The 24,288-nt window shown below is 45.5% G+C and carries 23 protein-coding genes; 1 reads left to right on the top strand and 22 read right to left on the bottom strand.

Going from position 1 to position 24,288, the window contains the following annotated elements; all coding sequences use genetic code 11:
- Nucleotides 1-627 carry a Wzz/FepE/Etk N-terminal domain-containing protein gene (locus tag E0765_RS00420; protein WP_132811240.1) on the bottom strand — a complete coding sequence of 209 codons (627 nt, stop codon included), beginning with the start codon at nt 625-627 and terminating at the stop codon, nt 1-3.
- Nucleotides 628-737: 110 nt separating this feature from the next.
- Between E0765_RS00420 and E0765_RS00415 the strand changes: the two genes are divergently transcribed.
- Nucleotides 738-1,793, top strand: coding sequence for a glycosyltransferase family 4 protein (locus E0765_RS00415; protein ID WP_255417798.1), 1,056 nt, complete (start codon nt 738-740; stop codon nt 1,791-1,793).
- Here the strand turns inward: E0765_RS00415 and E0765_RS00410 are convergent.
- The 21 genes from E0765_RS00410 to E0765_RS00315 form a co-directional block, all read right to left on the bottom strand.
- A complete protein-coding gene (locus tag E0765_RS00410; RefSeq protein ID WP_132811239.1) occupies nt 1,781-2,974 on the bottom strand; it encodes a glycosyltransferase family 4 protein in 1,194 nt (397 codons plus the stop codon). The two genes, E0765_RS00415 and E0765_RS00410, sit on opposite strands and share 13 nt — an antisense overlap.
- Nucleotides 2,975-4,114, bottom strand: a complete 1,140-nt coding sequence (gene wecB, locus E0765_RS00405) for a non-hydrolyzing UDP-N-acetylglucosamine 2-epimerase (protein WP_132811238.1) — start codon at nt 4,112-4,114, stop codon at nt 2,975-2,977. It lies immediately after the preceding gene.
- Between the two features lie 2 nt (nt 4,115-4,116).
- Entirely contained in the window at nt 4,117-5,226 is a 1,110-nt protein-coding gene (locus E0765_RS00400; protein WP_132811237.1) for an NAD-dependent epimerase/dehydratase family protein, read from the bottom strand.
- Complete coding sequence (locus E0765_RS00395) at nt 5,226-6,266, bottom strand: polysaccharide biosynthesis protein (RefSeq protein ID WP_305000479.1); 1,041 nt, start codon at nt 6,264-6,266, stop codon at nt 5,226-5,228. Before E0765_RS00395 ends, E0765_RS00400 begins: the two co-directional genes overlap by 1 nt.
- A gap of 134 nt (nt 6,267-6,400) precedes the next feature.
- Nucleotides 6,401-7,555 (bottom strand): SGNH/GDSL hydrolase family protein, encoded by a 1,155-nt coding sequence (locus E0765_RS00390; protein ID WP_132811236.1) that lies wholly within the window; start codon nt 7,553-7,555, stop codon nt 6,401-6,403.
- On the bottom strand, nt 7,548-9,434 hold the full coding sequence (locus E0765_RS00385; RefSeq protein ID WP_132811235.1) for a carbamoyltransferase: 1,887 nt from the start codon (nt 9,432-9,434) through the stop codon (nt 7,548-7,550). The genes E0765_RS00390 and E0765_RS00385 overlap by 8 nt, the downstream gene beginning before the upstream one ends.
- Nucleotides 9,435-9,441: 7 nt before the next feature.
- Nucleotides 9,442-9,591: a DUF5989 family protein gene (locus E0765_RS12395; protein WP_165921607.1), complete on the bottom strand. Its 150-nt coding sequence runs from the start codon at nt 9,589-9,591 to the stop codon at nt 9,442-9,444.
- 10 nt (nt 9,592-9,601) lie between these two features.
- On the bottom strand, nt 9,602-9,985 hold the full coding sequence (locus E0765_RS00380) for an SxtJ family membrane protein (protein WP_132811234.1): 384 nt from the start codon (nt 9,983-9,985) through the stop codon (nt 9,602-9,604).
- Between the two features lie 55 nt (nt 9,986-10,040).
- Nucleotides 10,041-11,186 (bottom strand): glycosyltransferase family 1 protein, encoded by a 1,146-nt coding sequence (locus E0765_RS00375; RefSeq protein ID WP_165921606.1) that lies wholly within the window; start codon nt 11,184-11,186, stop codon nt 10,041-10,043.
- Nucleotides 11,183-12,157, bottom strand: a complete 975-nt coding sequence (locus E0765_RS00370; RefSeq protein WP_132811232.1) for a methyltransferase domain-containing protein — start codon at nt 12,155-12,157, stop codon at nt 11,183-11,185. Before E0765_RS00370 ends, E0765_RS00375 begins: the two co-directional genes overlap by 4 nt.
- Nucleotides 12,150-14,000 carry an asparagine synthase (glutamine-hydrolyzing) gene (gene asnB / locus E0765_RS00365; RefSeq protein WP_165921605.1) on the bottom strand — a complete coding sequence of 617 codons (1,851 nt, stop codon included), beginning with the start codon at nt 13,998-14,000 and terminating at the stop codon, nt 12,150-12,152. The genes E0765_RS00370 and asnB overlap by 8 nt, the downstream gene beginning before the upstream one ends.
- Nucleotides 14,000-15,079 (bottom strand): glycosyltransferase, encoded by a 1,080-nt coding sequence (locus tag E0765_RS00360; protein WP_165921604.1) that lies wholly within the window; start codon nt 15,077-15,079, stop codon nt 14,000-14,002. The genes asnB and E0765_RS00360 overlap by 1 nt, the downstream gene beginning before the upstream one ends.
- Nucleotides 15,076-16,452 (bottom strand): hypothetical protein, encoded by a 1,377-nt coding sequence (locus tag E0765_RS00355; RefSeq protein ID WP_132811229.1) that lies wholly within the window; start codon nt 16,450-16,452, stop codon nt 15,076-15,078. Before E0765_RS00355 ends, E0765_RS00360 begins: the two co-directional genes overlap by 4 nt.
- Nucleotides 16,449-17,315, bottom strand: coding sequence for an alpha-1,2-fucosyltransferase (locus E0765_RS00350; protein ID WP_132811228.1), 867 nt, complete (start codon nt 17,313-17,315; stop codon nt 16,449-16,451). The genes E0765_RS00355 and E0765_RS00350 overlap by 4 nt, the downstream gene beginning before the upstream one ends.
- A 29-nt stretch (nt 17,316-17,344) precedes the next feature.
- Complete coding sequence (locus E0765_RS00345; RefSeq protein ID WP_132811227.1) at nt 17,345-18,007, bottom strand: FkbM family methyltransferase; 663 nt, start codon at nt 18,005-18,007, stop codon at nt 17,345-17,347.
- Entirely contained in the window at nt 17,979-19,271 is a 1,293-nt protein-coding gene (locus E0765_RS00340; protein WP_132811226.1) for a hypothetical protein, read from the bottom strand. The genes E0765_RS00345 and E0765_RS00340 overlap by 29 nt, the downstream gene beginning before the upstream one ends.
- A 6-nt stretch (nt 19,272-19,277) precedes the next feature.
- Entirely contained in the window at nt 19,278-20,183 is a 906-nt protein-coding gene (locus E0765_RS00335) for an FkbM family methyltransferase (protein WP_132811225.1), read from the bottom strand.
- Between the two features lie 20 nt (nt 20,184-20,203).
- The gene (locus E0765_RS00330; RefSeq protein WP_132811224.1) at nt 20,204-20,902 is read right to left on the bottom strand and encodes a methyltransferase domain-containing protein; all 699 of its coding nucleotides are present in this window, start codon (nt 20,900-20,902) and stop codon (nt 20,204-20,206) included.
- A gap of 11 nt (nt 20,903-20,913) precedes the next feature.
- Nucleotides 20,914-21,966, bottom strand: coding sequence for a glycosyltransferase family 2 protein (locus E0765_RS00325; RefSeq protein ID WP_132811223.1), 1,053 nt, complete (start codon nt 21,964-21,966; stop codon nt 20,914-20,916).
- On the bottom strand, nt 21,963-23,207 hold the full coding sequence (gene tviB, locus E0765_RS00320; RefSeq protein ID WP_132811222.1) for a Vi polysaccharide biosynthesis UDP-N-acetylglucosamine C-6 dehydrogenase TviB: 1,245 nt from the start codon (nt 23,205-23,207) through the stop codon (nt 21,963-21,965). Before tviB ends, E0765_RS00325 begins: the two co-directional genes overlap by 4 nt.
- Entirely contained in the window at nt 23,204-24,286 is a 1,083-nt protein-coding gene (locus tag E0765_RS00315; protein ID WP_132811221.1) for an NAD-dependent epimerase, read from the bottom strand. Before E0765_RS00315 ends, tviB begins: the two co-directional genes overlap by 4 nt.
- Between the last annotated feature and the right edge of the window lie 2 nt (nt 24,287-24,288).

The raw sequence follows: 24,288 nt of genomic DNA, 5'->3' as shown, positions 1-24,288 counted from the left end.
TCAATCGCGAGGTTTGCGATTTCTTTGAAAGAATTCGAGGGTGAATGCGAGAAAGACCGCGAGCATAAATCCGCCGATCAATCCAAGAACGATTGTCATCTGTTTTTTTGGTTTGATCGGTTCGTTGCCGACGTGGATCTCTCCGACCAGAGTACTCATCCGTATTTTGGAAGAGTCATTTTCATACAAAAGAGCCTTCTCTTTGTGCCGGTTGACAATAAACCGGACGGCATTTTCAAGTTTAGGCTTGATATCGGCAGAATCGCTGCTTTCCGCTGAGAGCAGGATGATGCTGCTGCTGCCGTTGGGAATGCTGACGGAAACACCAGTGGCCTGAGTGGTGATTTCTTTTAGGTTGTTGAGATTGTCATCGAGTTTAAAAACCGTGGTTGTGTTTTGTACGATCTGCTTGTCCCCGATAATTTGAGCATTGCTGACGACCTCGCCAACTTCGACAAGAGCACTTCCGGTGTAAACGGGAGTGGCATTCCACACATGCATTCCGGCGAGAAGAGTCGAGAAGAAAGTGACCGAGACAATCATTATTTTGCGTTTGACTAAAGTCGTCCACAATCTGTAGAGGTCAATTTCTTCATTATGAGCCGAAATAGTCTGTGTGTCGTTCATTAGGTGCTCCCGAACTATAATCTAAAATTTTAATTCGATATAATACCATTAAAGCGCAGATTTAAAGCCATGAATCGGCTGATTTCCAAATACGATTACTAAGAGTATTTTTGAACAATATAATTTTTATAAGCAAGCTTATCGTCATTTTCCTGGCGACGTTTTTCTTTATCAAACTGATTATCCGACATGCTTCGTCGGTAGGACTGGTTGATGTTCCGAACCATCGAAGCGCACACCGCCATATTACTCCCCGGGGGGCCGGTATCGGCATGGTCTTCGGAATCATGGTGTCGGACGTCCTTTTTATGAACACGGTAGTGCTGGACCATTTTTTCAGCTTTCTGGCCATATTCCTCGTGTTTATCGTAGGCGTGCTCGACGATCACAGGGATACGACCCCGAAAATCAAATTTTATGTCATCTTTGCCGCGGTGTTGTTGCTGGCGTTTGATGGAATGAGCATCCATTCTCTGGGGCGTCTTTTCGGTTATGATATGGAGCTTGGATGGTTTGCGATACCTTTTACGATGTTTGCCGTCGCCGGTTTTACGAATGCCCTGAACCTTTCCGACGGACTTGACGGACTGGCGGGACTGCTTAGCATCATCATACTCTCCACCTTGTGCGTTATCGGGTACGAACATCGCGATCTTTTTATCGTATCGACCTCGGTGTCGTTTATCGCTGCCATTGCGGCCTTTATGTGGTTTAACTGGAACCCGGCGAAAATTTTTATGGGGGACAGCGGATCATTGACGCTGGGATTTGCCATATCGGTTCTGAGCATCAAGGCATTGGATTACATCAATCCGATTTCGGTGCTGTTTATCGCAGCGATCCCCATTTTGGATACATTGATCGTGATGATCCGCCGAAAGCACAACGGCCATTCGATGTTCGCCCCGGACAAGCTGCATATTCATCATATTCTGCTGAGATTTTTTAACGGAAATGTCCGGAAAACGGTTGTCCTGATCGCATTGTTGCAACTGGGTTTTTCAATCGTGGGTATCGCATTTTCCGAAGCGGCCCAGCAACGTTATCTTCTCGTATTGTTCGTGATCAATGCCGCCGCATTTTATTTACTGCTCAACGGGATGCTGGTGCGGCAGAATAAATTTGCTTATTATCGGAAAAAGCGGCGTAAAAATCACTTATCGTGATAGAAGGATAGTATTTTCCCTGCGGCGGATTGTACCGAAAACGATTTTTCCAGCAACTGTTTTCCAAGTTGCCCGGTTTGATGCCGGAACGCCGGATCATGCAATAGCCGAATCGCATTGGCTAAAAACGTTTCGTCATCCCCGTTGAGCGATATGAGGCCCGCTCCGGCCGTTTCAACCACGTTTTGAACATCATTCCCTGCATTGATACTGCCGAGTATCGGTTTCTCCTGAACCATATATCCCAGCAGTTTACCCGGAAAATTATGGGTGGTGTGGTCCCCGTGGAGGCTGAAAAGGCCGATGTCGATTTCGGCTAGCATCTCTTTGTAAACGTCCTGGGAAACAGGAGGGAGAAGGGTCATATTGGTTAAATGCAGACGATCGATCGAATTGTTGACAAGATCGAATTCGTCTCCCGCTCCGACAATCAAAAAGTGGGCTTTTGGTTCGTTCAGCATGTTCCGGGCCAGCCGGACGATGTTCATCATGTCTTGTGCATGACCGATATTGCCGCCGTAGAAATAGATGATTTTATCCTCAAGTTTCAAGGACTTTCGAAATTTCCCTGATGCGTTGACCGGTATGTCGGCAGCCCAGTTATGCAATACTTCGACGGGTGCCGAAACATCCGAGACGGCATTAAACCATTCAAGATTTTTTTGGGACATCACGCCGATGCGGTCGGCCGACGAATAATTTTTGGCTTCGAATATGCGGAAGTATTTTTCGATAGCGGACCCGGAGCGTATCAGGCCCTGATCAATCGCCCATTGGGGGAAAAAATCGCGTAGGACAAGATAGGCAGGGGCATTCCAGAGTGTTTTGAGGCGGCCGACGAGGCTGCCCCAGAAAATAGTAGGAGAATAATAGACGATGAGATCGTGCCGGTTTTGCCGGAACAGGGGTTTGAGGTTTTGCCATGCGCGGTAAGAGAGCAGCGTTTCGTTGATCGCTCTTTTGATTTTGCCCACATTTTTAATTTCACCGCTTTTAAAGCGCCAGACCCTAACGCCGTCGAGTACTGAAAGATCGTATGGGCGATTCAGATTTGCCGAGGGGGTGATCACGGTCACATCGTGTCCCAGGGCGAGAAATTCGCAGGCGAGTTCGTGCATCATTTTGGCCGCGACTTTGATGCTGTCGGGCATGTAGTCGTCGACAATCAGACAGATTTTCATTTAAAGATGTTTTTGCCAGACGACGCGATTGATATAGTCCGTATACGAGAGGATAATACGCAGCACTTTGTCCGAGACATTGGGCATCGAATAATCGCCGACGGGACGCAGAGTGCGTTCACCGCCGCGTTTTTGGGTTTCGAGTATGGCAAGAGCCTGCAGAATTCTCTCTTTGGACAATCCTACCATCATCACCGATGCTTCTTCCATCGCTTCGGGTCTTTCGTGCGCTTCGCGGATATTGAGTGCCGGGAAATTGAGGATTGAGGATTCTTCGGAAATCGTCCCGCTGTCGGAGAGGACCGCTTTGGCGTCGATCTGGAGTTTGACGTAGTCGATAAATCCCATCGGTTTCATCAGTTTGATTCGTTCGTCGAACCGCACCCCCGTTTGCTCGATGCGGTTGCGTGTTCTGGGGTGGGTGGACACGATGATCGGCATGGCGTATTTTTCCGCCACCGCATTGAGCGAATCGACCAGAGCAAAAAAGTTTTCGTCCGAATTGATGTTCTCTTCGCGGTGGGCCGAAACGATGAAATATTCGCCGTGTTTCAACCCCATCGTCTCAAGCGCTTTCGACGCGTGAATTTCGTCGAGTTTTGAATGGATAACCTCGAACATGGGACTGCCCGTTTTGATCACCCGGTCGGGGCTCATTCCCTCGCGCAGGAGGTATTCGCGGGCGATGTCGCTGTAGGTGAGGTTGATGTCGCTGACATGGTCGACGATTTTACGGTTGGTCTCTTCGGGGACGCGCTGGTCGAAGCAGCGGTTTCCCGCCTCCATGTGGAAAATCGGAATTTTTCTTTTTTTGGCCGGGATCGCGCATAGACAGCTGTTGGTGTCTCCCAAAACCAAAAAGGCGTCGGGGTTTTCACTTTCCAAGACGGGATCGACGTTGATCAGAATTTTCCCCACCGTTTCGGTGGCGTTCGCTCCCGCAGCATTTAGAAAATAGTCGGGTTTGCGGATGCCGAAATCGTTAAAAAAAACTTCGTTCAGCTCGTAATCGTAATTTTGCCCCGTATGTACGAGTATGTGTTCGATGCTTTCGGACGATTCCAGTTTGGCGATCACGGCCGAAAGGCGGATGATTTCGGGACGCGTCCCTACGACGGTCATAACTTTTAGTTTTTTCATTTTCAAACCTTCAAAAAATAGGTATCGGGATTGTCTCTGTCGAAGATTTCGTTGGCCCACAGGAGCAATACCATCTCCGTATCGCCGGTATTGGTGATGTCGTGGGTGTATCCGGGGATCATCTCGACGATCTCCATTTTCCGGTCGCTGACGCGGTACTCGATGACCTCTCCGCCGTGAATCTGGCGCAGCTTGATACTGGCTTCGCCCTTGATGACGAGGAACTTTTCGTTTTTCGTGTTGTGGTAGTGGTTTCCCCGGGTGATCCCCGGAGCGGTTGTCGAGATGGATACCTGACCGCTGTCGGCAAATTTGATGAATTCGTAGAACGTTCCGCGCTCGTCCTGATGGCCGCCCAGAGTGTACGAAAACCGGTCCGTCGGCAGAAAGCTCAGATACGTCGCGTACAGCGCCCGCTCAAATCCCCGTCCCACGTTGGGGATCAGCAAATTTTCCCGGCTTTCCCGAAACGCCAGGAGCAGATCATGGATTTCGCCGAGGGTTTTTTTATAGACCGGTGCGACATCGCTGCGGATGACGCCGTTACGGCCGTTTTCGTCCAGATGCCGGACAAAATGGTCTACGACGTCGTCGATGTACACGAGAGTGACTTCAGCAGAGGGATCGTTGATCTGTATCGGAAGATTTCGGGTGATGTTGTGGCACCATGTCGCGATGACGGTATTGTAATTGGGACGGGACCATTTGCCAAATACGTTGGGAAGGCGATAGATGTAGACGGGGGCACCGCTTTGCGCGGCATAGACGGCAAGGGCTTCTTCTCCTTCGCGTTTGCTTTTGCCGTAGTCGTTGTCCCGTTCGGCCTGGATTGACGAACTCATCAGGATCGGAACGGACGATCCGCATGCGGCGGCGGCCTGAACGATTTCGGCGGTCAGATCCCGGTTCCCCGTATAAAATTCGCTCGGATCTTCGGGTCGATTGATGCCGGCGAGGTGGAATACGAAGGCCGCGTTCGCCACTTTTTCGTGCAGGCTTTCGAGCGAATCGCCCCGTACGAAGGTGTCGATGGCGATCCCCTCCATCCTGCCGAGCCTCTCAATAAGGTTTTGGGCGATAAACCCTCGGCCTCCGGTGACCAAAACCCGCATCAGAGGACTCCGAACGCTTTAAGGTCGTCCCGAATTTCGCGTAGTCCAAGAAGCATTTCCCGCAGCTGGGTTTCATCGAGACGGTGGGTGTTGTGTGAATGGTATTCGTGAGCCTGAGTGACTACCGTTTCGCCGTTTTCGACGAATTTGCTGTAGTTGAGGTCACGGGTATCGGCGGGGATACGGTAGTAATCACCCATATCGACGGCATGGACCATCTCTTCTTTCGTCAGCAGCGTTTCGTAGAGCTTTTCACCGTGGCGGGTTCCGATGATGTTGATTTTGTGATCCGGACGGCCGAGCAGGTTTTTGAGCGTGCGGGCGAGCAGCTCGATCGTTGCGGCGGGTGCTTTTTGGACGAAGATATCGCCGTTATGACCGTGTTCGAAAGCAAACAAGACCAATTCGACCGCCTGATCGAGACTCATCATAAAACGGGTCATTGCCGGATCGGTAATGGTGATCTCTTTCCCCTCGCGGATCTGGTCGATGAAGAGGGGAATGACTGAACCGCGCGAAGCCATGACGTTGCCGTAACGGGTGCAGGCGATCATGATCTGCTCATCCGAGAGATTTCGCGATTTGGCGACGGCGACCTTTTCCATCATCGCTTTGGAAATTCCCATGGCGTTGATCGGGTAAACGGCCTTGTCGGTGCTGAGGACGATCACTTTGCGGACGTTGGCGTCGATGGCGCAATTAAGGACGTTTTCGGTTCCGATAACGTTGGTCTGTACCGCCTGCATGGGGTAAAACTCGCACGAAGGGACCTGTTTGAGAGCTGCGGCATGAAAGACGTAGTCGACACCGCGCATGGCGTCGGTAATCGAATTGATGTCGCGGACATCTCCGAGATAAAATTTGAGTTTCGGGTTATTGTAGCGCTTGCGCATGTCGTCTTGTTTTTTCTCGTCGCGGCTGAACACGCGGATTTCTTCGATGTCCGTATCCAGAAATCTACGCAAAACGGCATTGCCGAATGAGCCTGTACCTCCCGTGATGAGAAGCGTTTTATTCGAAAAAATATTCTTTTTAATCATACAGAACCTTACTTTACTAATTAAGAAGTATTTTAGCAGATAATCAATTTCTTCCCGACCATATCCTACGTTGCTCCATAGGTTTCGAGCATAATTCTGACGAAATAGAGGAGGTCCCATCCTCGGAACAAGTTTTAGCGTTGAACGGAAACATGACCGCCGGCGACTAGAAAGTCTGCGAGGCGTAGGGCAAAAAGGTACAAAGCTGTATCGTTAAAATGCATGGAGTCATAGCTCATTTTTTCGTTAAAATCGAATTTTACCGCGGGAAATTCTTTTTTCAAGCATATTTTATCGGATTCAGAAAGAGTGTTCGGCATTGCCTTTTGCATTTCGAGAATAGTGGAGTCTTTTAAAAGAGGATCGCGCTTGATATCGTTGATAATTTGGAGTGTTGCACGATCCATGATCGTATAATATTCATTCTCGGTCGGGAAAACTTTTTGGGTAATGAGAATAAAGCGGATGCCTTTGGCCTCACATAGTTTTTTCATCATATAGATATTGTCTCTGACCGTCGCGCTGACTTTTTCATGATTGGCAATTCGTTTCGTTTCAAGTATAAAAGTGCTGTTAAAATCCCGAACAGCCGATCCGGTAAGGCTATTATTGGCGATATACTCGTCGATTTTTCGATTGTATGTATAGACATTCACCAGACTTTTTACAAACGGGTATTCCATTGTGAATTCAGGTTTTGCGGAGAGTTCTTTCGTTTTGAACGGAATCCGCATATGGGTGTAGTCTCTTTTGAATTCCGGATAAAGACCGGCCCAGTAAATATCGTTGATCGGCAGATAAGCGATGACAATATCGGGTTGATACGACAGCCCTGAAGTTGTAAGGTCGATTAGGTTTTCCATTGAGGTATATCCCCCCGTTCCACCGTTGATCGCTCTGATGTTAAGTGCTGATTTTTTTTTGAGTTGTTCGGCCACGATAAAAGCCCAGGGTTGATAGGTTGTACTCCCGCCGAGAGTCAAAATGCGGAGTTCGTTTGCGGTTTTAGGCTGTGCGTGGATATTGGCGTCTTGTTGGAGAACGGTATGCCCGTACGTATCGATGACCATATCAAAATTATATTTTCCTTCGTAAGGTTTCATTCCGCTTCTTAGCGCGTAACTCTTATACGGGTGTTCAATGGTTTCCATTTTTTCCTTGAGCCCTTCATTAACTGTTTTAAGGAGCCTGTCTTGGCCAAAATAAATGAAAAGGCCTATCATACCGTCTGCAACCAATAGTGTGATCGCAAACATAATGGAATAAAAGAAGATATTTTTTTTAGTCAAGTTCAAACTCCGTTTGCCAGGTTCCGGCATCGGAAAATGTCGGCTGAAGAGGTTTGTAGAGGAGATAATTGTCAATTACGAGCACATCGATTTCAGTCCGCATAAAGCAGCGGTAACTGTCCTCGGGCGTACAGACGATCGGTTCTCCTCGCACGTTAAAAGAGGTATTTACGATGACCGGACAGCCGGTTCTTTTTTCGAATTCTTGCAAAAGACGGTAGTACCGGGGGTTTGTCGATTCGTGGACGGTTTGTATCCTCGCACTGTAATCGATGTGGGTTACGGCGGGAATTTCGCTGCGAGGAACATTAAGCTTGTCAATGCCGAAAAGAGTTTCCTGCTCTTCGGTCATAGTGAAGCATTTCTCTTGTTTAACAGGTGCAACCAGAAGCATGTAGGGACTGTCTGTATCCAACTCGAACCATTGATGCACTTTTTCACGCAACACGCTCGGGGCAAACGGTCTGAAAGACTCCCGGTATTTGATTTTCAAATTCATGGTCGATTGCATTTGCGTATTTCGAGCGTCGCCGATGATGCTTCGATGCCCGAGAGAACGAGGGCCGAATTCCATACGGTCATAATGCCAGCCGACTACTTTTCCTTCAGCAAGGCTGGCTGCTACGGTTTCAAGCAATGTTGATTCGTCTTCATAATAATCGTATACGGCGCAGAGAGAATCTAGATATACTTTGACGGTTTCGGAAGAGTATTTCGGTCCGAGATAAGAACCTTTCATTTTATCCATCTCATCCGGATGAATTGTACGGCCATTTCCACATTCTTGATAGTAAACGCTCATTGCACCGCCGAGCGCACCTCCAGCATCCCCTGCGGCCGGTTGTATCCAGATGTTTTTAAAAATATTTTCTTTGAGCAGTTTTCCGTTGGCAACGCAATTGAGCGCTACCCCTCCGGCAAGACACAGATTGTCCGACCCGGTGATTTTTTTAGCATGACGGGCCATCGCAATCAAAATTTCTTCGGTTACTACCTGTATTGATGCGGCCAGATCCATTTCTTTTTGAGTTAATTGACTCTCGGCTTTTCGAGGCGGTCCTCCAAAAAGATCATGGAATTTCCGATTGGTCATCGTTAGGCCGGTGGTATAGTTGAAATAGCTCATATCCAGTTTGAAGGAGCCGTCTTCTTTGATATCAATGAGGTGTTCTTTAATCAGCGAAACGTATTTTGGATTGCCATAAGGAGCCAATCCCATTACTTTATACTCGCCGCTATTGACTTTGAAACCGGTGTAATACGTAAAAGCCGAATAAAGCAGTCCCAGAGAATGGGGGAAGCGAATTTCCTCCAAAAAATGGACCGTATTGTTTTTGCCGTAAGCGAGTGAAGTGGTTGTCCATTCGCCTACGCCATCGACGGTCAATATTGCCGCTTCTTCGAAAGGGCTTGGGTAAAAAGCGCTGGCTGCATGGCTTTGATGATGTTCGCCGAACATGATTTTGTGTGTGACAGAAGCTTTGAAGGCTTTACTTGTTTTAGTATCTGCATCCGGATTGAGTTCTTCAAACAGTTTTTGCAGTTCCCGTCCCAGAGTCTCTTTAAGAAAAAGTTTATCTTTCAGCCAAACCGGGATGGAAAGTACGAAAGAGGCGAATCCGAGCGGTGCTTCGGACAAATAGGTTTCTAAAAGGCGTTCAAATTTCACGAAAGGCTTGTCGTAAAAAGCGACATAATCGATTTGATCAAGAGTGATTCCGGCTTCTTCAAGACAATAACGAATCGAATGCAGAGGAAACGATGCATCTGCTTTTTTTCGGGTGAAACGCTCTTCCTGAACTGCAGCCACGATGGTTTCATCGTGTATCAGTACCGCAGCAGAGTCGTGATAGTATGCCGATATACCTAAAACGTACATTTTTTTCCTAAAACAGCGTGTAAATGAAGGGGGCCACAACGCTTCCTTCTGCCAAAACGATCAATGCCCCGAGCAACAGCATGAGAAAAATAATCGGAGCCAGCCAAAGTTTTTTACGGGCTTTCATGAATGCCCACAGCTCTTGTAAAAAAGACATCTTCTTTCCTTTAGAATTGATTTTTCATCGAATTGGGTTGTTCTTGGCGTTCGATCCAGTAACTTGCTTCGTTCCTGTCGAATTTTTTATTTAAAAGGTCTTTGCCCCGAATTTTCAAGATGATTGCAATCGGGGTGAAAACACCGTAAAAAAGGATCGCTAATATGATTTTGGATGAGACCGTTCCCATAATGTGGCCGATACGCATCCATCCTGAGTACAGAGGTGAGAGCAAACCGGGTTTTGTATAGGCAATGGCGGTAAAAATAATCGAAAAAGCAAAAAAATAGGGATAAGTAGATGAGGAGGCAGTGAACGTATATATGCCTGTTCCGAAAAGAACAAGAGACAATAATAAAGAAAACTTTTTAAGTTCGCTGTTTTTTCGGTTCATATCGTATAGACTTTAATCGGGTTAAGAATTTTGATGGTTATGATATCATGATTATTCATAACACTATCTTTGATTCTGTCAAATACGCAAACGTTTCATGCGCGGTTTTCACCCAGTCGAATTTTCGGGCCTGCTCCATCGCTTTTCGGCCATAGTCCTGGTGCAGTTCCGTATCACCGTCGCAAGAGAGAATGAGCCGTACCAGTTCATCCGGATCATGGGGATCGAAATAGACGACACTCTCCTGTCCGAATTCAGGCATCGGTTGATGATTGGAACAATAGATCATTTTGCGGCTGGCCATCGATTCGAGGAGGATATTGGGGCAATTTTCACAGATCGAGGCATAGAGGATCGCTTCGGCATGGTGATAGTAGAGGGGAAGTCGTTCGTAAGGGACTTTGCCGATGTAGATTACTGAATCTTCGAGACCGTACTCCCGGATTTTGTCGGTGACCAGCGGACCGTAAAAGCTGTCTTGCGGCCCTACCAGCAGGAGCTTTTTCGAAAAATTGTGCGTACGGGTCAGGGTATTCCAGCTTTCAATCAGCTCGAGCTGCGATTTATAGACGTCAAGAGTCGAAACGTACAGATAATAGTCGTGATAGGGGAACGGTTCTTCTGAAATAAGTTTATGAGGGGAATATAGGAACATTTCGTTCAGCCCGTGGTAGATCACCGTACTTTTACGGTCAATATCCGGGATAAAACGACGGATCACCGCGCGTGCGTAATCGGAGATGAAGATCACTTTATCGGCGTTGCGGAACGACTGGAGGAAAACATGGCGTAGTACGGTATTGCGGAAGCGCATGTAACTCAGCAGAGGATATTTGGCGATCGATTCGCTCTGAAAAGGGAGCATGTTGCGGAATGCGACGACACTTGTGCACCCTTGGGGGACGGCAACGTTCATGATCCCGCCGGGCGCGTAGTAGACATCGATACCAAGCCGTTGGAGCAGTCCCGGAAGAAAGAATTTTTCAAATAGTACGCGTTGAACGATGTTGCCCGAAGCCAGATTGTTTTCAACCAGCATAAAATCATCCGCTCTGAACCGCTCGAACAGATACCGGTTTTTGCGATGGACCAGAAGGTGGATTTCGAATTCCCCTTTCGGGCGGTTTTCAAAAAGGTTCAGCAGATACGTTTGCCCTCCTCCCTGATGGGCAGAAAGAGCATTGATAAAGATTTTTTTCATTTTTTGGTTGCTTTGACGGCCAATCCCGGAGTGGACTGACGTACGATGCCGCCGAAGCCGCAGGCTTCCAACCATTGAAATATCTCTTTTTCGGAAATCGGCAGGTCGTATCGCGGTGAAAGGTTGTCAAACGTGTCCAGCAAAGTCCATGTCTTGGAATCGGCATATCCCATTGACGAGTGGACGCGGCGAAAAGCGATCGGCAAAAATACGCGGCTGATAACTTTTCCCGGCAATCCGAGGTATTTGTTCAGGACCCAGGCGAGTGGAAAGAACGTATGGGTCAAAAAAAGACTTAGTTTCCAATTGGCATTTTTAGAAAGATATTTGGTAACTGTTCGAAAATAGTAACGGTAATCCATCCACATTTTCCAGTTTTTTTCGTATACCCAAAATGCGATTGCTCCACCCGGTTTTACGAGGGATGCAATTTTTTCGAGCGAAAGACGGGGATTGGGGGTATGTTGCAAAACACCCAGACTGAACGCTTTATCCAGACTTTTTTCCCTGACCGGCATTTCATAAAATGAGGCCTGAACAACCAGAAAATTTTCGTTGGTAAAACCTGCTTCGGTCATATTGGAATAACAGGTTTCGACCGCGTTGGAAAGATCGAGTGCGATGACTTTGGCGCCCATTCTGAGAGCTATTTCGGTAAAACGGCCGTTGCCGCATCCTCCGTCTAGTACGGTGTTGCCGGCAAGATCCTGTTCATTCCATCCGGTTTCGGCGAGAAAGCGGCGGGTCGAATGAGCGTATTCGTTTGCGGAATCATGCTGTGTTTTTTTGAAGTGATTCCATTGAAATCCGAAGCTTTCGGCATAATTATCCATCTCGACGAAACGGAGAATACCGTTTTCGTAGGGATAGGTTTTGCCGCATTTTTCGCATCGTACCCCTTCTTCGGCAGTCGCTAGTGCTCCCGCGCATTTCGGACAGCACAAGACATCCAAAGCCCATTGTTTAATCATAATGTTTCTCCCACAGTAAATAAGTATAAATAGCCCATAGCAACGGATGAATGTCCCGTTTTCCGCTTGTGTGGATCTCCAGCAGTTCGCGTATTTTATGTTTATTCAGATGAGGAGCAGTTGAATCGGATAACAATTGCTGATAATGGCCGGCCAGATCTTTTTTGATCCAGTCGCCCACCGGGACTCCGAAGCCCTGTTTCGGACGGTCGAGGATTTCCTGTGGTACGTATCGGTAGGCAAGTTTTCGCAGCAGGTATTTGTTAACCCCGTTGCGGACTTTGAAACGGCTTGGAAGACGTGCCGCCCATTCGACGATGCGGTAGTCAAGAAAAGGCGAACGGGTTTCGAGCGAAAAAGCCATGCTCGCGATATCGACTTTTTGGAGATAGTCGTCGGGCAGTGTAAAAAACGCATCCAGTCGCATGGACCGCTCGATCGGGTCGAGTCGGCCGGGCATTTCGGCCGAGGCGTGCGAGAAAAAGTCGCGTATGCTCGATGTTTGTTTGAGAACCGTGTCATCGAGTACGCCGTTAAAGTCTTTTGAAATGCTTCGCGAAAAAGCAAATGCCGCCGCCAGGTCTTCTTGTTGGAGTGCTTTGGAGAGGAGCTTGAATTTGTGAGACGGTATCATGCCGACGATATGGGCAAACGGTGAACGCAACGGCTTGGGAAATCGGTAAAACGGCTGGAGTTTGTCAACGATATTGTAATAATGATATCCTCCGAATAGTTCGTCGGCTCCATCACCGGTCAGTGATACGGTGACGTGATGACGTGCAAGCCGTGAGACCGCCATGGTCGGAAAGGCGGAGCTGTCAAAAAAAGGTTCATCGAAGTTTTGAACGAATGTAGGCATGAGATCGATGAGGTTTGCGATATCAAGCGTCTCCGTGAAATGGTTGGTTTTGAGATGGCGTGCGACATTCGCGGCATGGACACTTTCATCCCACCGGGGTTCGTTAAATCCGATCGAAAAGGTCGAGAGGGGATGCGATGTCAGTTTTGCAGCGATTGCCGTGACGAGGGAACTGTCGATACCTCCCGATAAGAAAGTACCGACCGGAACATCGGCAATCAGACGGTATTTGACGGCGGAAACCAGCAACTCGTCGAGTTCGTCCAGCAACTCGTCTTCGGAACAGTCCAGCATCGATGGATCGGGTTCGATCTGGCGATAATCCCAATATCGGGTTTGTTTGACCGTTTTGTTTTTGAAGATCAGATAATGGGCGGGTGGAAGCATTTTGACCGCCCGGTAAATCGACAGCTCTCCGGGAATGTATCCGATTTCGAAATAGATCCGAAGAGCCTGAAGGTCGATCTCCTTGGAAATAGTGTCCATTTCGAACAGCGCGGAAGGGCGTGAGGCGAAATAAAAACCGTTTTCGTTGAGGGCGTAATAAAAGGGTTTTTTCCCCATTCTGTCGCGTGCACAGAAAAGCTGTTGGTCTTTTTTGTCCCAGATTGCAAAAGCAAACATGCCGTTAAATCGGTTCAGGCATTCCGTGCCCCATTTTTTGTAGGCTTCCAGAATGACTTCCGTGTCGGAATGGGTGTGCCACGGGATGGATTCGCCTGCGAGATCGTTTTTGATGTCCTGGAAATTATAGATTTCGCCGTTGTATACGATAACGTAGCGGCCGCATCGTGACGTCATGGGTTGATTGGCCTTGGCATCAAGGTCGAGAATCGCCAGGCGTGCGTGTCCTAAACCGACATTATCCTGACTCCATGTTTCCTGGTGGTCCGGTCCTCTGGGACTGAACGTATTGATGGCTGCACGAAGCCGATCGGGTCGAATGTTTTCATGATGCGAATAAGCACCGCAGATTCCGCACATTAGTTGATCCCTTTGCATTGATAATATTGTTCGACCACGCTGGCTGCCCTGTCGGTTACTTCGTGCCCGTCGGCGAGTAGCCGTGCATAACCGGTGGAGCCAACTTCGGAAATCCGTTCGGGATGCCGAATATAGCGGAGCACTTTTTCAACGAGTTCGTCATGATTCCGAAAAAACTCCGCATCTTTGCCTTCTTCAAACATACCGGCCAAATCGGCGGTGTATTCGGCCATCATCATTGTTCCGGTTGCGGGTATTTCAAAACATCTTCGGGTGTAGGTGTCATTGTTTAGCTTGGACAGAAAGACTAGCGCAATTTTTGCACTGTTGAGCGCTTTGTTGTACTCTGCGTGATAAAGCGGTTTGATGGCACCGAACCGTTGAACGAAAAAATCGTGAAGGTCGGATGTCTCCCATCCTGTACCGAACAGTTTCAGATCGACCCCGGCATCGAGTAGCGCCTTGATAGCCAAATCCCTTCCGTCGTTTTCAAAATGGCCGATGAAGATTACATCGCACGCATAGGCCGGCTGTACGGCATCCGATCGAAAATTGTTCTTTTTTAGGTAATACGAACGCAACAGGGAAGTTTTGCGATAACCCATACGGTGATAATCGTCGATGTTTTTCCAGCGATACGCAAAAATGTGGTCGTAAAAGGGGATGGAACGTCTAAAATGACGCCAGAAGTAGCGGGGATATTCGGGGGAAAAAGGATCGTCATTATTGTAGCCGAAAACAAGCGCCCCGGTTTTGCGGATGTCACGTATTGTCGAAGGGTAGATGTGCGTTCCGCGATAGATGAAAACAAGGTCGGGATGAAGCTGTTTACAGCGTTTGATCAGATCAGAATTGATCTTCGCGGTCACCGGTCCGGTAATGAAGCGATTTTGAATCCGGTAATAGAGAGATTTGATGCTGTTTCCGTCGGTGTCGAAACGGTTGGGATACTGGTAGTGGCGATAGTATTCTTTCCATGTAAAACGATGGGCATCGTGGCCCAGTTCCAAAAGTGCTTCGTAAAAAGCCCTGTCGTAAATTTCTTCGCCGATTCCGTCGGCAACGACCAAAATTTTCATCTTGCTTTCCATCTCCATTGGACCTTCACGGCTATAAAATACAATAAAGCCGCAAACGCATAAGCCATCAGCCCCCGTATCATATACATTTCCCCGTACCAAAACCAAAAAAGGATATTCAGTGCGAATACACCGATCAACAGCAGATTGTAAAAATTGTTAGCGGCAAGTTTCGCTTCGATACGGGAGAGCAGCAGACCGTATAAGAACATGATCCCGAATACCCCCATGATCCCGAAATTCATAAACGGAACGACCAGGGCATGGGTGCCGCCGATTCCGTAGCGCATTTCCCATGCAGGACCCGCGAAGCCGTTTACTGGCCGTATGTAGCCCAGCATATCGGCTAGGAACGAAGGAGGAAGCGAAAGAATGTAGTCGAGGTACGTCGAACCGTATTTGAAATCCAAAAGGCCGTAATAGTAATCTCCGGCGACCGAAAGGGGAGTGAGGCAAACCGCGCTCCATGTTCCTTGCAGCATTCGGTCGAAATATACGTTCTCGTACATTGTCGCCGCCATTTCGACTAAGTCTTTGTCCGTTGCCATTGAACGCATTACGCCGACTATTTGGGATACCAGGAGCAGGAAGACCGCCGCAAGAAACAGAAAAACCGCTTGTTTCGTACGGCGGATACGATAAGCGTTCATCAGGAGTAAAAAGAGGTAAAAACCGATAATTTCGCGATTGCCGGTGCTGAACTGCCAGTAAGTTTCCAGTATCAATACGGCGACAAACAAATAAGTTTTGGTGCGGTCTCGGCTGAGGACGCTGTCGATGTAAGCGGCGGCAAGTAATATATAGCTCATCTGCCATGCCCCGTTAAACGATATCCCCGCCTGCTGCAGCAGGTTGAGCGAAGCGGTATATGCGGCTTCGGTTATCGTTTGCGTCGGTTTGTCGATAAAGGCAAAGAACAAAGATAGCAGAAGAAAGAACCAAAATCCTCTCATCGACAGGGGGAGATACGTACTTTGGGAGGGGAGAGTGGACCGTCCGGGAAATTTCCCTCCGCTGATCAAACCGATGAGCAGTCCCAATGCGCCTGTCGCCGCCAGTAACCCCATCGTTTCGATGATCGGTTGGACAAATGAGTATGAATTCGACATGAGCAGCCCAAAAGCATGCTCACGATAGTCGTATCCATAAATCAGGTATTCATAAAGATGGACAAACGGGGCGAGATAAACGATCATGACGATTTTTGAAAAACTTCTCCCCTTCATTGTAGGGGAAGTAAAAAGATACACGACGATCGAGACAAGAAGGGCAAAGGTAATTGAAATATCGACGTAGACGTCGTACAAAAATAAAAAGATACAGACGAATGCCGTTAAAAAAAACAGCATCAGTTCCAGATGCGCGATTTTCACAATTTAATCCACGATGCAGGTGCCGGGTTGAGAGATTTCCATTCTGCTTTTTGGAACCATTCAACTGGGCTAATGACAATTTTTTGATCATTTTCGTTGAGCCATGCTCCCCACCAGCTGAAGGTGCTGTTTGCGATGATGTTATGTTTGCAATTTTTCATTAATACTAAATCATCTATCGCGTTTTCGGTATCGTCTACAAAGGTTTTGTTGCTCAAAAAGGAGAAGTTCTCTTTGCACCATTGAATATCATCCGAAAAAATAAAATAATGGGGAGACGTTAACAATGTTTCTAGGTATTTTACAGCTTGAAAATAATAGTTTATGGAACATGTTCCGTGAGCATCGTTTGTGTTTTGATCGAGTACATAATCACCACGTCTGATATGAAGGCTTACACTTTCCATGGTTTTTATATTGTTGAGATGGCACTCTGCTTTTATACTGATAGGATTACGAGGTTTAAAATCTTTTAATAATTCGTTTCGAATATTATTAAAGTAGTTTTCGTTTTGCCAAAATCCATCGACATACATGTCTCCTGAACTATTCCAAATTTCTTGATCAAACAGCATAATATGATGCTCATATTTGTAGTAAACCGGACGTTTGATGTTCCAACCAAGCTTGGTTTTGATTTTATAAAATATGTTTTCGGTTCCCCGTAAGGCGATGCATTCGCTTTCGTTTGCCAAGGTTTCTTGTATATTAAAACGATTTAATTCGTATCGTCGGAGTGATTGCTTCGGATAAAATGAAATATCGAGTTTAAAAATATCATTATTTTTTGTGGCAATCGCTTTTGCAATAGCATATTGGAACATCTGATTTCCAAGGCCACCGCTAATCCTACTAATGATCATGTGAAATACCTAATAAAAGAGATGACAGATTAATTGTTTTTTTCCCAGTTTTCCCAAATAAAATAATAATCGTATGTCAGATGGTGGGTTTTAGATAAATTTTTTCTGATTGCTTGTCTCTTTGCTTCTGCATCAGCTATAAAATTATGAAATTGAACTTGAATATTATCAATAGATTCTACAAATCCTGTACGGATCATTTCGGGAAGTAATTCGAATTCACCACCCTCGATATTTATCTTGAGTAAATTTACATATTTTATATTATGTTGCGCGATAAAATCAGTTATATTGACTAATCTTATCACTTCTGACAAATCATTTTTTTTGTAGATGGACGAAGCGTCATCTGCGACACTGATTTCGAAAGATGTATTAGTATCAGATAGACCAAAGTTAAACGTATGTATTTTTTTATTTCCGTCAAATTTTTTTTGAATGATTTCATAAAATTTTGTAACGGGTTCAAAAACATACACAGTACATTCAAACTTTTCATAAATTTTTTCAGCGAATTCTCCTTGATATCCTCCGACATCAAAGACAATAGAATTACGATTCAATGGGTAATCCAATCGCAGGGTATTTTCGGCATTGTCGTGAACCCATTGATCATAAGCCAATGTTAACTTATCTTTTAAAATATAGCATTTATATAAATAATTAATTTTTTGGTAAATTTTTTTTATCATTTATTCCTCTTCGATGTTTAAGCACTGCGTAAAAAGTCAATACTGAAAAACTTAGATATGTGATGGCATAATTGTATAGAGCACCTTCTAACCCATTTACTTTAATAAGATAATACCCAAATGTTATTGAAATAACCCCTGGTAAAGTAGAAGAAATTATTAGTTTTTTTGTTGCCTTATGGACAAAAAGTTCATATGAAGCCAGAGTGGAAATAATATAAAAGCTATAGATAATGAACATCCATGGTAACATCCATGAGAGTTCTAGATATTTGGAGTCCGCAATCAATAAAATAATTTCATGTTTAAATACATAGACGAATACTGAAGCTATGCACAAAAGTATGAAAATCGTCGGCAATACAATAGTTGAAAAAGTATTGATAAAGTTTTTATTCGTGTTATGGTTCTGGTAAAGAATAGGTAAAAAAAAACTGCCTATTAACGATTGAAGGGCAGTCGGCATTATAAGCGCAATAGAAGCGAGCATAGTAAATAATGCGACTTTTTCTTTATCCCAAAAATAATCAAGATACCATCTATTTGACATATCTCTAAGCCATGTAAAGAATGCCCAGATTAGTAACGGATATGAAAAAAGCCAGATGCGAACAATTATTATTTTTGCTTTTTGATATGCAAAAGCATCTATCGTGAAAAGACTAAGGTTTTTAGAAATCATTATGCATATAGCCAGCACGTTGCTAATGATCAAAGCCAAAATAATTTTTTCAATTGCAGTATCGATGTATAGATAGCTACCGTATATCAAACTCAGTTTTGCGGTATATTCAATTATCGATGCGATGAATAAATTGTTGCGTTGCCTTTTGGCATTATTGATAGCAGAAAATAAACTTTTAAAGATTTCTGAGATTGCTAAAAAAAGCACATACAGATAAAGCATATGCCAGGTTTTCTTAAAAGAGAGAACATTATGTAGTAATAGAGCGATGGTTGCTACAAAAATAACTGCGATAACAAACAATACTAGAATAATTGTGAAAAATTCTCGGCTTTGGTTTTTGTTGTCATACACTGATACATATCTTCCAACCCCCTGTAAAAAAACACCAAAAGGAAATACAAATATTAAAGCAAGAATAGAAGTGATAAGAGAGTAATAACCGTAATTTTGAAGCGAAAGAACATACGCAAGCAGCTTCAGCAGAAGGAGAGAACCAATCAACAAAGTTATTTGATACGATATTGTTGAAAGAAACTCTTTATTCTTACGTAGGAAGCGAAGAGGTGTTTTTTGCATTTATATTTATAAAATTATGTCATTTTTATAAAAAATATAATCATATATTTCAGCTTGCCTGAATGGATCGTATTCTTCTACGGTTCTTGTTTTATAATCAATCATTTTCATTTTATATCCGAAACTTATTAGATAATTGATAACATCATTGGTCGTATAATTAAATCTTTGAGTCCAATTATTATGTATTTCTATCAAAATAATTGGGTGATCTCGAGTAATTATTTTAGTCGCTCCCTGGAGTACAAATAATTCTGCACCTTCAACGTCACATTTAATAAAGTCAATTTTGGATAAATTGTTTTTTTCTGCATATTCGTCGAGTGTGATGACATTGATGGATACAGTATCGTCTTGATCTGTGGGATCTAAGACGATATGATTACCTGCATATTTATCACACGTAAACTTTAAAATATCATTTTTATTGGAAAGTCCAATATTGTTGATAGCAATATGCGAGCAAAGATTGTGGGCTATGTTTTTTTGAAGAATTGTAAAGGTTTCGGGTACGGGTTCAAAAGCATGTATCGACGAGTTTGGAAACTTTTTTTCAACAAAAATACTATATAAGCCAAAATTGGCGCCTATATCTACAAATATATCACCATCGTGGAAATTTTTTTCCAATAGCTTTATTTGTGCAGTTTCAAAACCCGTTTTTTTTTCAAGTTCCAATAATCCACCTAATTGACTATTAACGTACAGGAATTCTAAATTATCGTAAACTCTAACCCAGCTATCTTTGCCATCGAAGTAAAATCCATTAAGATTTTCAACGGTAATTTTTTTATTGACTTTTTGAAAAAGATTTTTAACGCTTGCAGCTTTTGGATAGCGTATTGATTGGTAGAAAGAATAAAGAAGTTCATTACTTTTAATTATTTTTTTGAGCGAATTGTATGTATGCATGAGTTGACCTTTTGGTAGTGTTAGATTGTTTTTCTTGCTTCGACGTATAGAGAATGATCGGGATATACATCCAGATAATCGATATCCGGGCAGTCACCTTCCTGGTAATTGCGTTTGGTAACGTCACAGAAGCCTATTTTTTGAAGTCTTTCTTTGAGGGTTCCGAAAGTATAGTTGTATTTGTGGGCGGAGAAGTCGCAATCTTCACTTGTGTAAAAAAAAAGGTCCTGTGTTTGGTCGATTTCACCGTTATTAAACTTTTGGATGGCGATTTCGAGATCGGGGACGGCGATTCGGATCAGTCCGCCCGGTTTAAGCACCCGAAACGACTCTTCGAGAAAACGGTAGCCGTCGCTTTTGCTTAGATGCTCGAGAAAATGGCTTGTAAAAACGACATCGGCAGAGTCGTTTTCCAGTGGGATACCGTTGACAAGGTTATACCAGCGCAATTTTTTTGTGACAATTACGTCATTGAAAGTTTCAAACGAGTAATATTGCGACGAACCGGCAAGCCTGTACAGCAGTTTGTTTAAAAATGTATTGTTTGTACCAAGCAGCGACGTCAGCGAGCCATCGATATTGAGCCATCCTTTGAGACAATGCATCCCGCAACCCAGGTTTACGATAAGTTTTTCATTTCCAATACTGATATTATAGGTTTTGTTTTTATTGAGTAATCCTGCAAGTTTTAGTAGCAAGTTGATTAAAGCTTTTTTCATGATGCTTTCCTTTAAAGTTTCGGTGTGTGACCGACAATATTTTTGATAAACGTGATGGTTCTATCGCACCATTTTTCTCCCAATATGACAAGCGCCCATTTGTATAAGAAAAAATATTTCGTACATCCGAAGCCCAATTCGTTTTCGAGCCTGCCCGCATAGTGTAAAAATGCTTTAATCCCCCGTTTGCGCTGAATCGAAAGAAACGGATAAGAATACTTGGACAGATCTTCCCGCACTCGCCGGGTCAAATCCGTTCCGTGCCGGGCGTCGAGATATTGTGTTACCTCGAAATAGGCTTTTGAAAAATTGATGGAATTGTCTTCGCTGACCGAGCCTGGGGTGTAACGCGATTTTTCCGCTTCGGAATTTCCGAACATCGGGGTGTCCTTCCGAAAAGTCTGAACCATTTCCACAACCGGGATGTCGCAATAGATGGAGGGATGGCGCAAACATACCTGAGCCATCAGATAGACCTGATAAAGCAAGGTACCGTCCAGATCGGACGTGGAATATTTTCGGGCTTCTTCCCGATCGATCGTAAAACCGCAGATTGTGACACTTCGTTTAAAAAGCCAGGCTACGGTCTCGGAATCGGGAAGGAATTCCGTCGTGGCGGGGAGGTACCTAAAATATTCGATTTGGCCACTTTCGTGCCGGACAAGGTACGAACGCAGTATGTATTTTTTATCGGTATGCTCTTGGAGAAAAGCGATAAATTCATCGAGTGCCGAAGGCACGAATAAATCGTCATCCCCCATAAACATGATGTAAGTACCGGCAGCCCGGTCGACAAGGTTTCGGAGATTGCCGTCAAAGCCAAGATTTTTTTCGTTTTCGAAGTACCGGATTTCATAGCGGGTACTTTGCATGAACTTTTCGACCTCATGACGGATTTCTTCGCGTTTGGGAGAACAGTCCTCGGCAATAACGATTTCTACGCTGTCCACATCGGCATCAATGGAATCGAGTAGTCTGGATAACTCGGCGGGACGGTTGTAGGCCGGTATGCAGATCGAGATCAGTTTGGCTTCGTTCATGGTGAAATCGCTTGTTTCGTTCATAGTCTGCCGTCGGCGCGTTTGAGGATCGATTTAATGTCGAATACGACTTTAGCATCATCAAATTCGTAGGTTTTGTATTTTTCGTGGGCAACGGCCAGTACAATTGCGTCATAGGTGTTGGGGTCGACGTTTTCGGCCAGCGTGATCCCGTATTCGTGTTTTACATCTGCCGGATCGGCCCAATAGTCGCTGACGTCTACAACGCATCCGAACTCACGAAGTTCGGTGATGACGTCGATGACACGGCTATTACGGATGTCGGGGCAGTTTTCTTTGAAGGCGATCCCCAGGACCAGAACCCTGGAACCTTCGATACGATACCCTTTTTTGATCATCAGTTTGATGACCTGGTTGGCGACATAAATACCCATGTTGTCGTTCAATCTGCGGCCTGCGAGGATGATTTCGGGATTATAGCCGACTTCCTGAGCCTTGTGGGTCAGGTAATACGGATCTACGCCGATACAGTGGCCTCCGACAAGGCCGGGTTTGAAAGGGAGAAAATTCCATTTCGTTCCTGCGGCTTCGAGGACGGCGTTTGTATCGATCCCCAAACGGTTGAAAATAATCGAAAGCTCATTGACGAAAGCGATGTTGATATCGCGCTGGGAGTTTTCGATCACCTTGGCCGCTTCGGCGACTTTGATCGTGGGGGCCAGATGGGTTCCGGCAGTGATGATACTGGCATACAGGGCATCAACTTTTTTTCCAGTCTCGGGGGTGCTTCCGCTTGTCACTTTTTTGATTTTGGTGACGGTGTGTTCTTTATCTCCCGGGTTGATCCGCTCAGGAGAGTAGCCGCAATAAAAATCGGTATTGAACTTCAGCCCCGAAAATTTTTCAAGAACGGGAACACAGTCTTCTTCCGTCGCACCCGGATAAACGGTCGATTCGTAAATGACGATGTCTCCGTGTTTAAGAACTTTTCCGATCGTTTCGCTGGCTTTGATCAGGGGCGTGAGATCGGGTTTTTTGTGTTTATCGATCGGGGTGGGGACTGTCACGATATAGATGTTACATGGTCTGATCTTCTCGATATCCAGCGTGAACTCCATGCCGTTGGCGAGCGCTTCTTTCACTTGCGCCTCGGACAATTCGAGAGTGCGGTCGTAGCCGTTTTGAAGTTCATCAATACGCCATTGGGAGATGTCGAATCCGATCACTTTGTATCGGCTGCTGAAGGCATGGGCGAGTGGAAGTCCCACGTAGCCCAAACCGATTACACAGATGGTGTCTTTCATGCTTTTGGAACCTTTACATTGAAAAAATCCATATACCAGTCCACGAAACGGTTGATCCCTTCTTGTACCGGAGTGGCGGGTTTGTAACCCAGATCCTCTATAAGATCGGAGACATCGGCATAGGTCGCGGGAACATCTCCCGCCTGGATGGGGAGGAAGTTTTTACGGATCGTCGTTCCGATTTTGTTCTCGATCGCCGTGATGAAATCCATAAGCCGGACAGGGTTGTTGTTGCCGATATTGTATATTTTATACGGCGCCGAGGAAGTGGAAGCACGCCCGGTTTTGCCGTTCCATCCCGGATCGGATTGGGCAGGGTTGTCGATGACGCGGATAATCCCCTCGACGATATCGTCGATATAGGTGAAATCGCGGAACATCTCGCCGTTGTTGAAGACATCGATTACGCCACCCTCGAATGCCGCTTTGACAAAAAGATAAAGAGCCATATCGGGACGTCCCCACGGGCCATAGACGGTAAAAAACCGCAAACCGGTCGTACGTATACCGAAAAGATGGCTATAGGTATGGGCCATCAATTCGTTGGATTTTTTGCTGGCGGCGTAGAGGCTGATGGGATGATCGACGTTGTGGTCGGTGCTGAACGGCAGCTCTTCGTTGAGTCCGTATACGCTCGAGCTGCTGGCGTAACAAAGGTTGTTCACCCCGTGATGGCGGCACGCTTCGAGAATATTGGTAAAGCCTACGATATTGCTGTCGATGTATACCTGCGGATTGCTCAGACTGTAGCGTACTCCTGCTTGTGCCGCGAGGTTACAGACGGCGTCGAACTTTTCCGTTTCGAAAAGTTTCATCATCGAATCTTTATCTTCGAGGTTGAGTTTAATGAATTTGTACCCGGGATATTTCGAAGAGCTTAACAGCTGATTGTAGGCGATGGAAGGGCCTTCGTCCAGCTCATTTAAAATGCCTCCGCGGACCAGCCGTCCGTATTTGACCCGCTGGTCGTAATAATCGTTAATGTTATCAAGCCCGACGACTTCGTCTCCGCGCGCTAAAAGCGCTAAAGCCAAGTGGCTTCCGATGAATCCCGCCGTTCCGGTTACGAGTATTTTCATTG

The organism is Sulfuricurvum sp. IAE1 (assembly GCF_004347735.1).
GTDB lineage: Bacteria > Campylobacterota > Campylobacteria > Campylobacterales > Sulfurimonadaceae > Sulfuricurvum.
The sequence above is the reverse complement of the archived record's forward strand: the minus strand, read 5'-3'. Positions and strand labels throughout refer to the sequence as shown.

Excerpts from the sequence above, each read along its gene's own strand:
- E0765_RS00350 (WP_132811228.1), bottom strand. The coding sequence starts at position 17,315 with ATGATCATTAGTAGGATTAGCGGTGGCCTTGGAAATCAGATGTTCCAA.
- tviB (WP_132811222.1), bottom strand. The coding sequence starts at position 23,207 with ATGAAAGACACCATCTGTGTAATCGGTTTGGGCTACGTGGGACTTCCA.
- E0765_RS00420 (WP_132811240.1), bottom strand. The coding sequence starts at position 627 with ATGAACGACACACAGACTATTTCGGCTCATAATGAAGAAATTGACCTC.
- E0765_RS12395 (WP_165921607.1), bottom strand. The coding sequence starts at position 9,591 with ATGTCTTTTTTACAAGAGCTGTGGGCATTCATGAAAGCCCGTAAAAAA.
- E0765_RS00395 (WP_305000479.1), bottom strand. The coding sequence starts at position 6,266 with ATGATTAAAAAGAATATTTTTTCGAATAAAACGCTTCTCATCACGGGA.
- asnB (WP_165921605.1), bottom strand. The coding sequence starts at position 14,000 with ATGTGCGGAATCTGCGGTGCTTATTCGCATCATGAAAACATTCGACCC.
- E0765_RS00400 (WP_132811237.1), bottom strand. The coding sequence starts at position 5,226 with ATGCGGGTTTTGGTCACCGGAGGCCGAGGGTTTATCGCCCAAAACCTT.
- E0765_RS00410 (WP_132811239.1), bottom strand. The coding sequence starts at position 2,974 with ATGAAAATCTGTCTGATTGTCGACGACTACATGCCCGACAGCATCAAA.
- E0765_RS00340 (WP_132811226.1), bottom strand. The coding sequence starts at position 19,271 with ATGCAAAAAACACCTCTTCGCTTCCTACGTAAGAATAAAGAGTTTCTT.
- E0765_RS00345 (WP_132811227.1), bottom strand. The coding sequence starts at position 18,007 with ATGATAAAAAAAATTTACCAAAAAATTAATTATTTATATAAATGCTAT.
- E0765_RS00335 (WP_132811225.1), bottom strand. The coding sequence starts at position 20,183 with ATGCATACATACAATTCGCTCAAAAAAATAATTAAAAGTAATGAACTT.
- E0765_RS00380 (WP_132811234.1), bottom strand. The coding sequence starts at position 9,985 with ATGAACCGAAAAAACAGCGAACTTAAAAAGTTTTCTTTATTATTGTCT.
- E0765_RS00370 (WP_132811232.1), bottom strand. The coding sequence starts at position 12,157 with ATGATTAAACAATGGGCTTTGGATGTCTTGTGCTGTCCGAAATGCGCG.
- E0765_RS00385 (WP_132811235.1), bottom strand. The coding sequence starts at position 9,434 with ATGTACGTTTTAGGTATATCGGCATACTATCACGACTCTGCTGCGGTA.
- wecB (WP_132811238.1), bottom strand. The coding sequence starts at position 4,114 with ATGAAAAAACTAAAAGTTATGACCGTCGTAGGGACGCGTCCCGAAATC.
- E0765_RS00375 (WP_165921606.1), bottom strand. The coding sequence starts at position 11,186 with ATGAAAAAAATCTTTATCAATGCTCTTTCTGCCCATCAGGGAGGAGGG.
- E0765_RS00360 (WP_165921604.1), bottom strand. The coding sequence starts at position 15,079 with ATGAAAATTTTGGTCGTTGCCGACGGAATCGGCGAAGAAATTTACGAC.
- E0765_RS00330 (WP_132811224.1), bottom strand. The coding sequence starts at position 20,902 with ATGAAAAAAGCTTTAATCAACTTGCTACTAAAACTTGCAGGATTACTC.
- E0765_RS00325 (WP_132811223.1), bottom strand. The coding sequence starts at position 21,966 with ATGAACGAAACAAGCGATTTCACCATGAACGAAGCCAAACTGATCTCG.
- E0765_RS00315 (WP_132811221.1), bottom strand. The coding sequence starts at position 24,286 with ATGAAAATACTCGTAACCGGAACGGCGGGATTCATCGGAAGCCACTTG.